This window comes from Pelagibius marinus, from assembly GCF_014925385.1.
In the GTDB taxonomy this organism is placed as follows: Bacteria; Pseudomonadota; Alphaproteobacteria; order Kiloniellales; family Kiloniellaceae; genus Pelagibius; species Pelagibius marinus.
In genome coordinates, this window is sequence record NZ_JACSDK010000008.1 from 59,424 (window position 1) to 73,750 (window position 14,327).

Consider the following 14,327-nt stretch of genomic DNA (forward strand, 5'->3'; position numbering starts at 1 on the left):
ACGCGTCCGGCGGGTCGCTTGGCGGGAAATAAGAGGCCCCGGCGCGCCAACGCCGGGGCCTCTTTCTTTCTGCGCCTTGGAAGGGATCAGGCCGGGGCCTGCGGGCGCATGTCCTTGGGGTCGATGCCGGCGACCGCGACCGGCTTCTTCATGGCGTCGCGGCGGAAGGGCTCGCCCAGTTCCTGGTTCAGAATCACCTCGATGAAGGTGGTGACGCCGTCGTCCTGCGCTTTGCAGGCCGTTTGCAGGGCGTCCGTCAGTTCTTTCTGGGTTTTGACGGTGACGCCCTTCAGGCCGCAGCCCTCGGCGACGCGCGCGTAGCTGAGGTGCGGGTCCAGCTCGGTGCCGACGAAGTTGTCGTCGTACCACAGCGTCGTGTTGCGCTTCTCCGCGCCCCACTGATAGTTGCGGAACACCACCATGGTGATGGCCGGCCACTCCGCGCGGCCGACCGAGGACATCTCGTTCATGGAGATGCCGAAGGCGCCGTCGCCGGCGAAGCCGACCACCGGCACGTCGGGACAGCCGATCTTGGCGCCGATGATCGAGGGGAAGCCGTATCCGCAGGGGCCGAAGAGGCCCGGGGCCAGGTACTTGCGGCCTTCCTCGAAGGTCGGATAGGCGTTGCCGATGGCGCAGTTGTTGCCGATGTCGGAGGAGATGATGGCGTTCTTCGGCAGGCCCGCCTGGATCGCCCGCCAGGCCTGGCGCGGCGACATGCGGTCGGCGTCGCGTGCACGCGCGCGCTCGTTCCAGGTGGTGCCGGGATCGTCGTCCTCGTGGTCCATGGAGGAGAGCGCCTGCAGCCAGGCCGACTTGGTCTGGTGGATGAGGGCCTTGCGCTCCTCGCGCCCGGCGTTGCCGGCCTCGGGCGAGAGCTGCTCCAGCAGCTGCTCGGCGACCAGCCTGGCGTCGCCCTGGATGCCGACCGAGACCTTCTTGGTCAGGCCGATGCGGTCGGCGTTGATGTCGACCTGGATGATGGCCGCGTCCTTGGGCCAGTAGTCGATGCCGTAGCCCGGCAGCGTCGAGAAGGGATTGAGCCGGGTGCCCAGCGCCAGCACCACGTCGGCCTTGGCGATCAGCTCCATGGCCGCCTTGGAGCCGTTGTAGCCCAGCGGCCCGGCGAAGAGCGGGTGCGAGCCCGGGAAGGCGTCGTTGTGCTGATAGCCGCAGCAGACCGGCGCGTCGAGGCGCTCGGCCAGGGCCTGGGAGGCGGGGATGGCGCCGCCGATGACCACGCCGGCGCCGTTCAGGATCACCGGGAACTTGGCCCCGGAGAGCAGCCTGGCGGCCTCGGCGATGGCGCGCTTGCCGCCGGCCGGGCGCTCGATGCGTACGATCTGCGGCAGCTCGATGTCGATCACCTGGGTCCAGTAGTCGCGCGGCACGTTGATCTGCGCCGGGGCCGAGCCGCGCCAGGCCTTCTCGATCACCCGGTTCAGCACCTCGGCGATGCGCGTGGGGTCGCGCACCTCTTCCTGGTAGCAGACCATTTCGCGGAACATCGGCATCTGGTCGACTTCCTGGAAGCCGCCCTGGCCGATGGTCTTGTTGGCGGCCTGCGGGGTGACCAGCAGCATCGGCGTGTGGTTCCAGTAGGCGGTCTTGACGGCGGTGACGAAGCCGGTGACGCCCGGGCCGTTCTGGGCAATGGCCATGGCCATCTTGCCGGTCGAGCGGGTGTAGCCGTCACAGATCAGGCCGCCGTTGGTCTCGTGGGCGACATCCCAGAAGGTGATCCCGGCCTTGGGGAAAAGGTCCGAAATCGGCATGAAGGCCGAGCCGATGATCCCGAAGCCGTGCTCGATGCCGTGCATCTGCAGGACCTTCACAAAGGCTTCCTCGGTCGTCATTTTCATTGGTTGAGATTCCTCATTACTGGGATTAAGCCGCGCCGGGCTCCGCCAAGCCCCACAACGATATCTGCCCCTGGTATAGGGCAACGGCTGGCCCCCTCCCAAGAGCCAGATGGCCCGGCCCTATGGAGCCAACCTTCCGGCCGCCGCTTTCGGCTTCCCTGAACGAGATCCCCTCCCGCGCGCCCTGCCGCCACCGAGCCCAGAGGCCGCCGCGCCGTCTTGTTGCAAAACTAATAAATATTATCTTATTATTAGTAATGCGATGCCCGGCTGAAAACAATTTCGACACAGCAACCAGAAGTTCCGGCATCCAACGAACGGGAGGAAAACATGAAACTTGCAAAGGCTGTGGGGCTCGTGCTCGCCGCGAGCGTCCTGGGAAGCAGTGCCGCGGCGCAGGAGAAACCGGCGCTGGCGTTCATCGTGAACGCCGCCTCCGATTTCTGGAAACTGGCGGAGGCCGGCGTAAGGGACGCGCAGGCCGAACTGCCGGGCTACGAGCTCCAGTTCCGCTACCCGGCACAGGGGACGGCCGCGCTGCAGAACGCGCTCATGGACGATCTCCTTGCGGCGGGAACGGACGCGATCATGATCTCGTCGGTCGACCCGAAGACCTCGGTTGACGCCTTCAACCGCATCGCCGCTGAGATTCCCTTGTTCACCACGGACAGCGACGCCCCCGACAGCAACCGGATCGCCTACCTGGGCTCTTCGAATACCGCAGCCGGCATCCAGGCCGGCGAGATCGCGGTAAAGGCCCTGCCGGAGGGGGGAAAGTGCATGGGCTTCGTCGGCTTCCTCGGCGCCGACAATGCCGTTGAACGCATCGCGGGCTTCCGCCAGGCGGTGGAGGGCTCGGGCATCGAACTGGTCGACGTCCGCGGCGACGACGTCGACTTCGCGCGCGCCCGCAGCAATGTCGACGACGTGCTGGCGGCGAACCCGGAAATCGACTGCATGGTGGGCTTCTACTCCTACAACCCGCCGAAAATCTACGAGGCCCTTCAAGCCGCCGGCAAACTGGGGGAGATCACTGTCATCGCCTTCGACGAGGATCCCATCACGCTGGGCGCGGTCCGCGAAGGCTCCTTTGCCGGAACCGTGGTCCAGGACCCCTATCAATGGGGCTATCAAGGCATGAAGCTGATGGCCCGCTACCTGGAGGGCGACAAGTCGATCATCCCGGAAGACGGCCTGATGATCGTTCCGACCAAGGTGATCGACAAAAACAACGTCGACTCCTTTGAAGCCGAGCTGAAAAAACGCATTAACGGATAGGATTCCCGCCGACTGGCCGATAGAGTGCCGGCGATCACCTGATCGCCGGCGCTTTCGGCGACCGTCATGCTTGCCCCGATCATCGGACCGTTCGACGGGTGACACATGAGCACTGATACGGCTTTCGAGCTGCAGCTTCAGAACATCACCAAGGTCTATCCCGGGGTCGTCGCGCTCGACGATGTCTCCCTGCGGATCTCGGCCGGCGAGGTCGTCGGGCTGATCGGGGAGAACGGCGCAGGCAAGTCGACGCTGATGAAGGTCCTGGGCGGGGTCATCGCGCCCTCCTCCGGCTCCATTACGATTTCCGGCGAAACCTACGAGGCGCTCAGCGTCCAGCAGTCCTTCGACCACGGTATCGCCTTCGTCCACCAGGAACTCAACCTCTTCGACAATCTCTCTGTCGCCGCCAACATGCTGCTCGGGCGAGAGATCCGCAGCGGCTTTCTCGGCCTTGTCGACGAGGCGGCCATGGCGCGGGCGGCCCAACCCATCCTCGACAGGATCGGCGCGCGCTTCAGCCCATCGGCCCAGGTGTCGGAGCTGTCGATCGCCGAGCAACAGATGCTGGAGATCGCGAAAGCCCTGTCGATGGACTCGCGGCTCGTCATCCTGGACGAGCCCACCTCCAGCCTGACGCTCTCCGAAACCAACAGGCTGCTCAAGATCATCGCCGACCTGAAGGCGCACGGCGTCGCCGTGCTCTTCATTTCCCACCGCCTTTCCGAGGTGGAGCAGTGCGCCGACCGGGTCGTCGTCCTGCGCGACGGCCGAGACGTCGGCCACCTCTCCCGCGACGAGATCAACTACGATGCGATGATCCGCCTGATGATCGGCCGGACCCTCGCTTCGCGCCCTCCTGAGGAAAAGCGCGCAGCAGAACCGGTCGTCGCCCTGCAGGTCGAGGACCTGCGGACCCATGCCTACCCCGCCGGAAGCGCCAGCCTGGCGGTCCGCAGCGGCGAGATCATGGGGCTCGCCGGGCTGGTCGGCGCCGGCCGCACGGAGTTGGCGCGCGCGATCTTCGGAATCGACGGCGTCCACGGCGGCACGATCAGGATCGCGGGCCGGACGCTGTCCGGCCACAACCCGCAGGAGGCGATCGCCGCCGGCCTCTGCCTCGTGCCCGAGGACCGCAAGGGCCAGGGTCTTATCCTCGATTTCTCGGTCGGTTCCAACATCTGCCTCGCCGACCTCCAGGCGGTCAGCCGCAACGGGTTCGTCGACCGCCGGCGGGAGGCCGCCCGGGCCGCCGAGCAGCGTGACCGGCTGAAGATCAAGGTGGAAAGCCTGGACCGCGCGGCGGCTGAGCTTTCCGGCGGAAACCAGCAGAAGGTGGCGCTCGGCAAGTGGCTCGCCCTGGACCCGCGGGTAATCATCTTCGACGAACCCACCCGCGGCATCGATGTCGGATCCAAGGCCGAGATCTACGGGCTCATGCGGGTCCTGACCAATCGCGGCTGCGCCATCCTCATGATATCCAGCGACATGGAGGAAGTGATCTCGGTGTCCGACCGCATCGCGGTGATGTGCCGGGGCCGCGTGGCCGGGGTCCTGGAACCGCCGGACTTCTCCGAAGAAAACGTGCTTACACTGGCGATCGGCTAAAACACATGCAGAAAAAAGACCTGGGCCTTCTCGTCCTCATCTTCGTCGTCGGCACGGTGGTCGCGTCGATCAACCCGCGCTTCCTCTCGCCGATCAATATCGCGAACACCGCGAACCTGGTGGGACTCTTCGGCCTGTTCTCGATCGCCGAAGCCTTCGTCATCGTAACCGCCGGCATAGAGCTCTCCGTCGGCTCCGTGATCGCCCTCTTGGGCGTGATTTTCGTCGACTTCGTCGTCAACCTCGGCATGCCCTGGCCGCTGGCTCTGCTCATCACCCTGCTGCTGGGTGTGGCGATCGGCGCCTTGCACGGCTTCCTCGTCACCCGCATGCGCATGCAGCCCTTCGTCGTCACCCTCTGCGGCTTGCTCGTCTACCGCGGCATAGCCCGCTTCTATACAGCCGATGCGACTGCCGGCTTCACCTTCGGCGCAAGCTTCCCCAGCCTGGAATGGGTCTTCTCGGGCCGCAGCTACGGCGTGCCGCATTCCATTGTCGCCTTCGGCATCGTCGCGGTGATCGCCTGGGTCGTGCTCCACCGCACGGTGTTCGGGCGCCACCTCTTCGCGGTCGGCAAGAACGAGGAAGCGGCACGCTTTTCCGGCATCCGCACCGCCAGGGTCACCACCATCGCCTACATAATCTGCGCCGTGCTGACGGCGCTCTCGGCGGTCTTCTTCGCCATGTACACGCGGTCCATCTCGCCGGCTTCCCACGGCAGCTTCTACGAACTCTACGGGATCGCGGCGGCGGTACTCGGTGGCTTTTCGCTGCGCGGCGGCGAGGGCTCCGTGGTCGGGGTGGTGCTCGGTGTCATCCTGCTGCAGATGCTGCAGAACCTGGTGAACCTGCTGGGCATCCCGTCATCGCTGAATTTCGCGGTCATGGGCGCGGTGATCCTGATCGGCGTCCTGGCCGACCAGCAGTTCGCGCGCTACCGCGAGCGCCAGCGCCAGGCCCAGTCCCTGAAGCGCGCAACCACCGACGGCGAGCCCGTCCCCCGGCCCGGCGAGACCCCGGCGCGGTGACCGGCAAGGCAAGCCCGGCTCGGGGCGACAGGCGGCCCACCCCGCCCGCAACTTCTAGGAGCATTTTCTCACGCTCCGCCGGATTCGGAGTCTACGAGCCCTGACTTTCTGCGTTAGTCTCTAATCGAAATCCGTAAAGAGGCCCTTGGCGGAACCGCAGGCCGCACCAGTTGATGGGGCAGGGCTGTCGCGCATTCCAGGGAGGGGTGAAGACGTGTCAAAGAAGACCGGGACCGAGACAGAAGAAGCCGGCGCGCCGCCGCCACCGGCGGCCAAGAGGCGCCGCCGCCTCGCGATCCGCCTGGGCATCGGCGCCGGGGCCTTGCTGCTTCTCTTCGTCCTGGTGGTCTTCGTCCTGCCGACGCCGCTGGCGCGCTATGTGATCGACTCGCAGCTCGAAGAGCTTGGCATTCAGCACGACGGCATCGACACCGTCGACATCGACCTCTGGGACAGCCAGGTCCGGGCCGGACCGGTGACCTTCCGCTCCGGTGAGGCGCAGCAGGGTCAGCTCGGCGAGACCGGCTTCGACTACAGCTTCGGCGAGCTGTTCAAGGGCCACGCCTTCGTGCGCACCTTTTACCTGCGCGGCGTCGACGTCTATGTCGCCCGCCGGGAGAACGGCGCCGTCGAGATCAACGGCATCAACCTGCAGGAGCTCGCCGCTGCCGAGGAAGAGGAAACCGCCGCGCCAACGCCCCCCGATGAGGAAGATGACGACGGCTTCGGCTTCGGCGGCGAAAACTTCGAGTTTACCGACAGCCGGCTGGTCTTCGAAGACGTCAGCGGCGGCACCCTGGCCGTCGATCTCGAACGCCTGACGCTGCACCGCCTGCGCAGCTGGACACCCGACGAGCCGACCACCTTCGAACTGCAGGGGCAGATCAACGAAATCGAGCTTGCCGTCGACGGCACCATTACCCCCCTGGGCGACCCGCTGCTGCTCACGATCAATACCCGGGCCAAGGGAATCACCCTGGACCGCGTCGCCCAGTTCATCGGGCCGACCGGTCTGTTGCGGCAGAACGGGACCATGGATACCCAGGTCCACTACGACTACGTGATCAATCGCGACGGCCGGATCGAGGGCGAGATCGACGGCACCTATCACTTCAACGGTTTCGACATCGCCACCGAGACCGGCGGGACCGTGACCCTGGACGACGCCACCCTGAAGGTCGATCTGCGCCAGGAACTGCTGCCCGACGGCAGCGCCACCGCCGCCGGACAGCTGAAGCTGGCGGGCGGCAAACTGGCTTTGGCCACGGCCGCCGGCGATGCCTTGCAGATCGGCGCGCTCGATTTCGCCATCGACAGCCTGGACTTCAAAAAGGATGCCAAACTGCGCGCCGTCTTGGCGGACTCGGCCCCCGAGCAGGCGGCGGCCGATGGGCCGGCGGTCAGCATCGTCCAGCTGATGATCGGCTGGGCACGCGAGCTGGGGGAGAACGCCCTGCGCCACCACCTTTCGGCCGACGGCGAGCCGGTTCTGATCCTGAAAGACGGCCTGCTGCGCGTCGCCGCGCGCGACGGTGTGCCGCGACAGGAACTCCGCTTCGACCAGGCCAGTGTCAATCTCGGTGAGGTCGCGAGCGAGGCCGTCGACGCCGGCTGGAACGCCAACAGCACACTCGATGCCGTCTTCTCCGGCCTGCGCCTGGCCGTCGAGAACGGCCGCGCCGAGGTCGAACTCGCCGAATTCCGGGCCAACTCACGCGCCATCGACTTCGACCTGACGCAGGCGGAAACGGCGCTCAATTTCGACCTCGCCCTCGCACTGCGGGATCTCGCGGCCAGGGAAGACCAGGGCGCCGCGCTGGAGCTCGGCAACTTTTCGCTCGTCACCGACAGTTTCCGGATCGGGGAAACGCCGACGACCGAAGAAGCCGGCGGGCCGCTGACCGTCAGCTTGGACGGCCTGGCCGCGACCCTGCCCGACGACAACGGCGACCTCATGCTCAACGGCGAGAAGCTGAGGGTCGATCTTTCGGCCTTCACCTTGACCGGCAAGCAGGGCGAGGCGGCCCGCGTGGCCGGGACCCTGGAGCTCTCGGAGCTCTCCCTGGAACGCAGCGGCGAGACGCCCCTCACCTTCTCCCTCGCCGCCACGCGCAGCGAGATGCAGGACGTCAGGGTCGCGCCTCTAAGCGCCGAAGCCACGGTCGAAGGCGGCCTCGCCATGAGCCTTTCCGGTATCGCCCTGACAGCCGGCGAGGGCCCCGAAGCCATCACCCTGTCGCTCGACAGCCTCGAGAACCAGGTGGCGGGCTTGAAAGCCTTCGGTTTCGACGGGACGGCGCCCAGCGTCACCCTCGCCAACGAGACCAGCCTGACGGGCCTGACGGCGCGCCTGCCGCTGCCCGGCGGCGAGGCGGTGGAAACGACGGTGGCCTCCCTGCAGGCGCCGCTGTCGGAGCTGGGCTACTCGGAGGCCGGCATCCGGGCCAAGGGCGGTCTCGAGGTCATGGGCATCGCCGCGCAGACCGCGGCGGAGACTCCACAGAGCCTCGACCTCGCCAGCCTGTCGATCACCGGCCTTGACGTGGAGAGCGCCCGCGGCGCGGCGGCCGAGCGCATCGTCCTTGGCCAGCTGGACGCCAAGCTGGCCCTGCCGCTGCCTGGCATGGCCGGAGAGAGCACCGGCGCTGACACAGCCCCGGCGGAGGGCGCGGACGCCGAAGCAAAGGCCGAAACGGCGCCGGAAAGCGCCAACCCGCCGCGCTTCGACCGGCAATTCAAGCTCGGCGAGTTCGCCCTGGCCTCCGGCTCGACGATCCAGATCACCGACCGCAGCGTGGAGCCACCGCTGCAGGCGAGCCTCCTGGTGGAACAGCTGCAGGCCGGCCCCATCGACACCAGCGCGCCGGAGACTCGCACCGATCTCAAGCTGGCGCTCTCCGTCGACGAGTCCTCCAAGGCCCGCCTCACGGGCTGGGCCGCACCGCTGAAGGCCAAGCCGGATTTCGAATTGGCCTCAGACGTGGAGGGCGTGTCCCTGCCCCTGCTCTCCTCCTATGTGGCCAAGGCGGCGGGCGTGAATGTCGAAAGCGGCCAGCTCTTCGCCGGGATCGAGGCCAAGGCCACAGCCGGCGACCTGGGAGGCGGCATCGATTTGAAGATCAACGATCTCTTCGTCACGCCGCTCGACGAGGAGCAGGCTGAGAAACTGCAGGCCGACATCGGCCTGCCGGTCGGCTTCGCAGTCTCCATCCTGAAAGACTCCGAGGGCGTCATCGCCTTCGGCCTGCCGCTGGGCGGCACGGTGGACGCGCCCGAGATCGACTACAGCGAGGCCATCGACAAGGCGGTCTCCGGCGCCATGGCCTCGGTCTTCCCGACCAACTGGTTCGGCCCCGACGGCAACACCTTCGAGATGCAGCCCGCGCCCTTCCTGCCCGGCTCCGCCGAACTGAGCCCCGACGGCATGGCGGTGGCCGACCAGATGGGCGAGATCTTCACCAACAAGCCGAGCATCAGCATCCGCGCCTGCGGGCGCGCGGGCCGCGCCGACCTGGTGACCCTGCGCGGCGTGCCGCTGGAGGACCCTTCCGATACGGTCATGCCCGCCAGCGGCCCACCGGCAGAGACTGCGGCCGGGGCGCAGGCGGAAACGGACGCCGGAACTGTGGACGAGGCGGCCGCCGCCCTGCAGCCCCCCGACAAGGGCATCGGCCCCGCCGAGGCGGAGATCCCCGCCCCCAGCGACCAGGAAGTCGAAGCGCTGCTGTCCCTGGCGACGGCGCGCGGCGACGCCGTGCGCAAGTACCTGGAGGCCAAGTACGGCATCGATCCCGGGCAGATCCCGGAATGCCGCACCGCCTACAGCATCAAGGACGGCAAGCCGCCCAGGGCCGAGTTCCAGTTTTAGAGAGCAAGGCCCCGGGGCCCCGGCGCCGGCCTACCAGGAACGGCAGACGGCGCGGGTGCGCCGGTAGCTTTCCGGCGTGTCCAGGGCCGCGTTGCGGCGATCCCGCTCCCGCTCCGCCGCGGCGAGGGCCTCTCTGAAAGGTGCCTCGAAGTAGCTTTCGGCCCTGACCTTGAGCAACGCGCCATCCCGCCCGGTATAGGGAAACAGGCCCCTGTCCAAGGCCTGCCGCAGCGCCTCTTCAAGCTTTTGCTTGTAGTCCTGAAGGGCCTCGCGCAATACCGCGACGTGTTCCATCTCGTGGGCCAGCACCGCCTTGTACTGGCAGCTGCCACGGCGGTATTCGCGGGCCACATAAACGGCGATGGGGCCGTCGTAGGCCAGCGTCGCGACCAGGCGTGACGGCCAGACGCAACGCTGCCCGCTCTGGCGCTTCTCGGTCAAGGTGTGAACGAAAAGCTGGGAATGCGCCCGCCCCGCCGTCAGGCCGAAGACGGCACTGCCTTCGGCGCGCGCATGGCCGTATTCCTCTGCCGCGTGCCGTTCCAGCTCTTTGCGCGAAAGGCTGTGATCGACCTCGAACTCAGGCGCCGAGATGCTGATCTCCACGGTAGGCGCCTCGGGCGGCTTGGTGCAGAAACTCGCGGCCCGCACGCCGTCGAGCGGGAAAAGCGCCAGCAGGGTCGCGGCAGCGGCCACTCCCAGCGCCGCCAGGGTACTTTGCCCCCGACACCTTCGCGGATTCATGCAGCTCTCTAATCCCAAACGGCCGCCCGGGACAGGTGTCCCGCCCCGGCCGGCGCTGCCGAAATGACCCCGAGAGAATGGTAGTCACGCCCCCCGGCCGATTCAAACGCCTTTACGCGCCGCCCGGCGTCGCACCGCCGGCGTTCAAGACCGCTGGCTGGGAGGGGTGCCGCGACAGCCGCAGCGGCACCCTGTTTCCTCAGTGGTGCGCCGAGACCGCCTCGGCCAGCTCGCCGGTCAGTTCCCGGCCCGCGGCGTGGCTGAGGTCGCCCAGGCTCAACATGCCGGTCATGCGCTTTTTGTCGTTGATCACCGGCATACGGCGGATCTGCTTGTTTTCCATCAGGTGGATGGCGTCCTCGATCTCCGCCTCTTCCATGCAATAGACGATGCCCTCGGTCATCACGTCGCGCGCGGTGAGCGAGGCCGGGTCACGGCCGTCGGCGAAACCGCGGCAGACGATATCGCGGTCCGTCACCATGCCGACAAGACGGTCGTTTTCGCCGATCGGCACCGCGCCGATATCGTCGTCGCGCATGATCCTGGCAATCTCGGAGAGGGGCGTATCGGGCGCGCACCAGTCGACGCCGGCATGCATTGCTTGCCTGACCTTCATGACCTGTTCCTCCTGTGTCCGAAAACAGGAGGGGGCGCCTCTGCGGGAGCGCCGGCAGGGCCACCCCCTTCTTGACGGGAAGTGTAGCACTCCCACCGTCGCGAGGCGATTCCCGCCTTCAGCTTCGGCCTCGCCGCGGCCGAATTCCAGCGCTACCCCGAATTCGGCCGCCCGCCGCCGCCCGGAAAGTTGAGTACCACTTGGTTCCTGCAGCCTGCTCGGGCAAAATCCCAGAAAGCCGGCGCGGCGGCCAGCGCCGCGGGCAAAAATGAGGAACGGAGAGGGATATGAAATCAACCAACAGCAGACGACCGCTTGGCGGGCTTTGCCTGGTGCTGGCCGGCTGCCTCCTGGCGGCCTCGGCCCAGGTCCAGGCCCAGGAGATGGCCGGCAAGCCCGCCGCCAACGACGGCACCAATGCCACCTACTGGATGCAGAACTCCGTCGAGTACAAGGCCAACACCGAGGCGCTCTACGCCCTGGCGAAGCTGCGCCTCAACCAGGCGATCGCCGACCAGGGCTGGACCGCGGCAATGGAGCAGGGATCGAACTACGAGAAGAAGCCGGTGGCGGTGATCCTGGACGTCGACGAGACGGTGCTGGACAACTCCCTCTACCAGGCCTGGATCGTGGAGAACGGCCAGTACTACAGCTCCAAGACCTGGGCGCCCTTCGTCCACACCGAGACCTCGCGGGCCATCCCCGGCAGCCTCGATTTCATCAACTACGCCACCGCCCGGGGAGTCGCGGTGTTCTACGTCTCCAACCGCAAGGCCCCGGAAGAGGCGCCGACGCGCGGCAACCTGAAGAAACTCGGCTATCCCATCGGCGACGAAGAGGACCGGGTGCTGCTGCGCGGCGAGAAGGAGGAATGGGGTTCCGACAAGGGCACGCGCCGCGCCGTCGTGGCCGAGAAATACCGCATCGCGCTGCTGATCGGCGACAACCTCGGCGACTTCCTCGACGACGTCGACGTCTCCCCGGCCGAGCGCCAGAAGCTGTTCCAGGACAACGCCGCCCACTGGGGCCGCGACTGGATCATGCTGCCCAACCCCAGCTACGGCTCCTGGGAAGGCGCCTCCTTCGGCTTCAACTGGGGCGCCCCGGCCGAAGAAAAGCGGCAGATGAAGTTCGACATCATGGACGACTGGAAGCCGGCGGAGTAGCTGGGGCGTCCCTCACACCAGACACAGACAAGACCCTGGCGCAATGGCGGCAGGGTCTTGAATGCGTTTGGAGGGCTGCGCGGGAAGCTTCGCATTGCACAACAAAAAGTACTGGAAATTAACCCTCCTACAACCGTAGCATTTACCTGGGGTCAGCAGATAGCAGGATCGCGCAGGCGGTTCGGGGGAGCACTATGCTGTGGAGACCTCTTTTTGCGGCCATTGTGCTGCTGGCCGTTGCAGGCTGTGCCTACGATGCTCCTGTAGCAGACAGCCCGGCTTTCAACGTCTATTCGAGCTATTCCGAGAAGATTCCGGGACGTTTCGCGCTCTACGTCGATGATCGAAAGGTCGGTCCGACAGCAGCAAACGTGAGAACGTACGCATGCTCCGCCCATACTTTCAGCATTGAAACAGGCGCGTCGTTCGCCACTTCTGTTCATCAGACCTTCCGAAACTTGGTGGATGAGATCGAAGTCGTACATCAACCGATTGCCGGTACAGACCTTCCGGCACATGGATTTACCGGGATGATCTCGGTCGCCTTGGAAGATGCCGAGTTCGAGTTGACATTTATCGAAGGCTTTTGGTCGGACAAAGTGGATACCGAAGCCGAGTATGTTGCTCGCATTCTGGTAGAGGGACCTCAAGGCCGCGTTCTTGGTACAACAGTCGAAGCTTCTGAAGACTACCGTGGCGCGGCTGGGTTTGCTTGCGACGGAGGTTCGGCAGCTATTTCACAAGCGTCTTCAGCCGCATTAAAGGAATTGATGGAGAGGCTGGGCGATAGACTGGTCAATGCACCGCGGGTTCGAGAGCTCACGACTGCCGGATATTCGTCCAATCAAGCGCCATTGAACGCGACAAACCAGGTGATGAAAGTAGGCACGAGCCCGGCGGGGATTGCCTGGGATGGTGAGTGGTTGGCACAAACTGGCCCATGGCAGCTTTACTTGAAAATAGAAAACGGCACTCTCACAGGCCGAGCCAGACATTTGAGGTCCCAGCCCTACGAAGTCAGCGGGCAGGTTCTGCAAGACGGTATAGTGGCAGGGCGCATCAATGGCAGCGGTGGCTCAGCCTTGGGCTCGCTAAGTGGATCTTTCCCCAGCGTTTCAATCGTCCAGAACGGGCAGATTTACGCTTCTTTTGAACTTGAGAAGAAGATCTGAGCAAGGCTGAAGTGCGGTGCGGTCTTGTGCAAAGGGGGATGTCTGTCGATCTGTCCGGAGCGGATCGAACGGGGAGGTGGCTTTTGTGATTACGCTGCGCAACCACGATCTGCTTGACGGGCAGATGATTCCGATGACGGAGTACCGGAAACTCCGCCTCATCGCGATCATCCCCGTTGCCTTCGTTCTCATGGTCCTCAATCTCATCGCCTACGAGGCATTTCTGACAGCCTGGCCGAAGGTTACCGAGGGACCGGACCTCTCGTTCCTGACCTACGTCCTTCCCGCGGCCGGCGAGGCTTACACCTTTCACGCGGCCTGCGGTTATCCACATCTGGCCTTTCTTTATGCCGCTTTCGTGATCTTCAATCTCCTGGGGATCGTGGCACTCGACATTGCCGCGCTGCGGCTGGCGGCCCGCTTGCTGCCGATCTACAAGACGGTCAGACGCCCCCTCATGCGACTGCAGGGCAACCCCATTCTGATGATCGGTGTGATGATGCTGTTGATCTCGGGCCTCGCCGTTTGGGACTCCCTCTCTCCGCACGACTGCGCCGGAATTGTCGATCCGTCTGCCCGGGCCATGGTGATCCGCGCCGCTGGCACCGCCTGGCTCGCGATGGCCATCCAATCTCTGCTCCGGTGACGGGAAGTCGATAGCCGTCTGCCAGGAGAGCGAAAGGCCCGCCAACTCTTTGAGTCAACGGGCCTTTTTGATGGTAGCGGGGGAGGGACTTGAACCCCCGACACGCGGATTATGATTCCGCTGCTCTAACCAGCTGAGCTACCCCGCCATAGGGTGTGGCCGGTCGTATATGGCCTCGGCCCCGGCCCTGTCAAGCCGAAGCTGGGCGGCGGCGGGCGGCGGGCCGCCTGGAACCCCGAGAAACCAAGGAAATTGGCTGAAACCGGAGGCTCACCCCCTCCCTGACCCTCCCCCATCCAAGGGGAGGCAATTCCGGAGGGGCCGGCCCCGCCTCTAGTG

General features: G+C 65.7%; 10 protein-coding genes and 1 tRNA gene. 7 read left to right on the forward strand and 4 right to left on the reverse strand.

Annotated elements, in window-relative coordinates; all coding sequences use genetic code 11:
- Positions 1-86: 86 nt before the first annotated feature.
- Entirely contained in the window at positions 87-1,862 is a 1,776-nt protein-coding gene (gene xsc / locus H7X47_RS08890) for a sulfoacetaldehyde acetyltransferase (RefSeq protein ID WP_193368309.1), read from the reverse strand.
- A 330-nt stretch (positions 1,863-2,192) separates the two neighbouring features.
- Here xsc and H7X47_RS08895 point away from each other — a divergent pair, with 330 nt between their 5' ends.
- The 4 genes from H7X47_RS08895 (at position 2,193) to H7X47_RS08910 (ending at position 9,644) form a co-directional block, all read left to right on the forward strand.
- The gene (locus H7X47_RS08895) at positions 2,193-3,140 is read left to right on the forward strand and encodes a sugar-binding protein (RefSeq protein ID WP_193368310.1); all 948 of its coding nucleotides are present in this window, start codon (positions 2,193-2,195) and stop codon (positions 3,138-3,140) included.
- Between the two features lie 105 nt (positions 3,141-3,245).
- Positions 3,246-4,748, forward strand: a complete 1,503-nt coding sequence (locus tag H7X47_RS08900) for a sugar ABC transporter ATP-binding protein (RefSeq protein ID WP_193368311.1) — start codon at positions 3,246-3,248, stop codon at positions 4,746-4,748.
- Positions 4,749-4,753: 5 nt separating this feature from the next.
- Complete coding sequence (locus H7X47_RS08905) at positions 4,754-5,776, forward strand: ABC transporter permease (protein WP_193368312.1); 1,023 nt, start codon at positions 4,754-4,756, stop codon at positions 5,774-5,776.
- Between the two features lie 214 nt (positions 5,777-5,990).
- Positions 5,991-9,644: a DUF748 domain-containing protein gene (locus H7X47_RS08910; RefSeq protein ID WP_193368313.1), complete on the forward strand. Its 3,654-nt coding sequence runs from the start codon at positions 5,991-5,993 to the stop codon at positions 9,642-9,644.
- 30 nt (positions 9,645-9,674) lie between these two features.
- Here H7X47_RS08910 and H7X47_RS08915 read toward each other — a convergent pair whose 3' ends face one another.
- Both H7X47_RS08915 and H7X47_RS08920 read right to left on the reverse strand, forming a co-directional pair.
- Positions 9,675-10,340, reverse strand: coding sequence for a hypothetical protein (locus tag H7X47_RS08915; RefSeq protein ID WP_193368314.1), 666 nt, complete (start codon positions 10,338-10,340; stop codon positions 9,675-9,677).
- Positions 10,341-10,587: 247 nt separating this feature from the next.
- Complete coding sequence (locus H7X47_RS08920; protein WP_193368315.1) at positions 10,588-11,004, reverse strand: CBS domain-containing protein; 417 nt, start codon at positions 11,002-11,004, stop codon at positions 10,588-10,590.
- 287 nt (positions 11,005-11,291) lie between these two features.
- Here H7X47_RS08920 and H7X47_RS08925 point away from each other — a divergent pair, with 287 nt between their 5' ends.
- The 3 genes from H7X47_RS08925 to H7X47_RS08935 all read left to right on the forward strand — a co-directional run bounded on the left by H7X47_RS08925 (position 11,292) and on the right by H7X47_RS08935 (position 13,988).
- Positions 11,292-12,170, forward strand: coding sequence for a 5'-nucleotidase, lipoprotein e(P4) family (locus H7X47_RS08925; RefSeq protein ID WP_193368316.1), 879 nt, complete (start codon positions 11,292-11,294; stop codon positions 12,168-12,170).
- A gap of 194 nt (positions 12,171-12,364) precedes the next feature.
- Positions 12,365-13,342 carry a hypothetical protein gene (locus H7X47_RS08930; protein WP_193368317.1) on the forward strand — a complete coding sequence of 326 codons (978 nt, stop codon included), beginning with the start codon at positions 12,365-12,367 and terminating at the stop codon, positions 13,340-13,342.
- A gap of 85 nt (positions 13,343-13,427) precedes the next feature.
- A complete protein-coding gene (locus H7X47_RS08935; RefSeq protein ID WP_193368318.1) occupies positions 13,428-13,988 on the forward strand; it encodes a hypothetical protein in 561 nt (186 codons plus the stop codon).
- Between the two features lie 71 nt (positions 13,989-14,059).
- On the opposite strand, the gene H7X47_RS08940 is transcribed toward H7X47_RS08935, so the two are convergent.
- Positions 14,060-14,136 (reverse strand) — tRNA-Met (locus H7X47_RS08940).
- Positions 14,137-14,327: the final 191 nt, after the last annotated feature.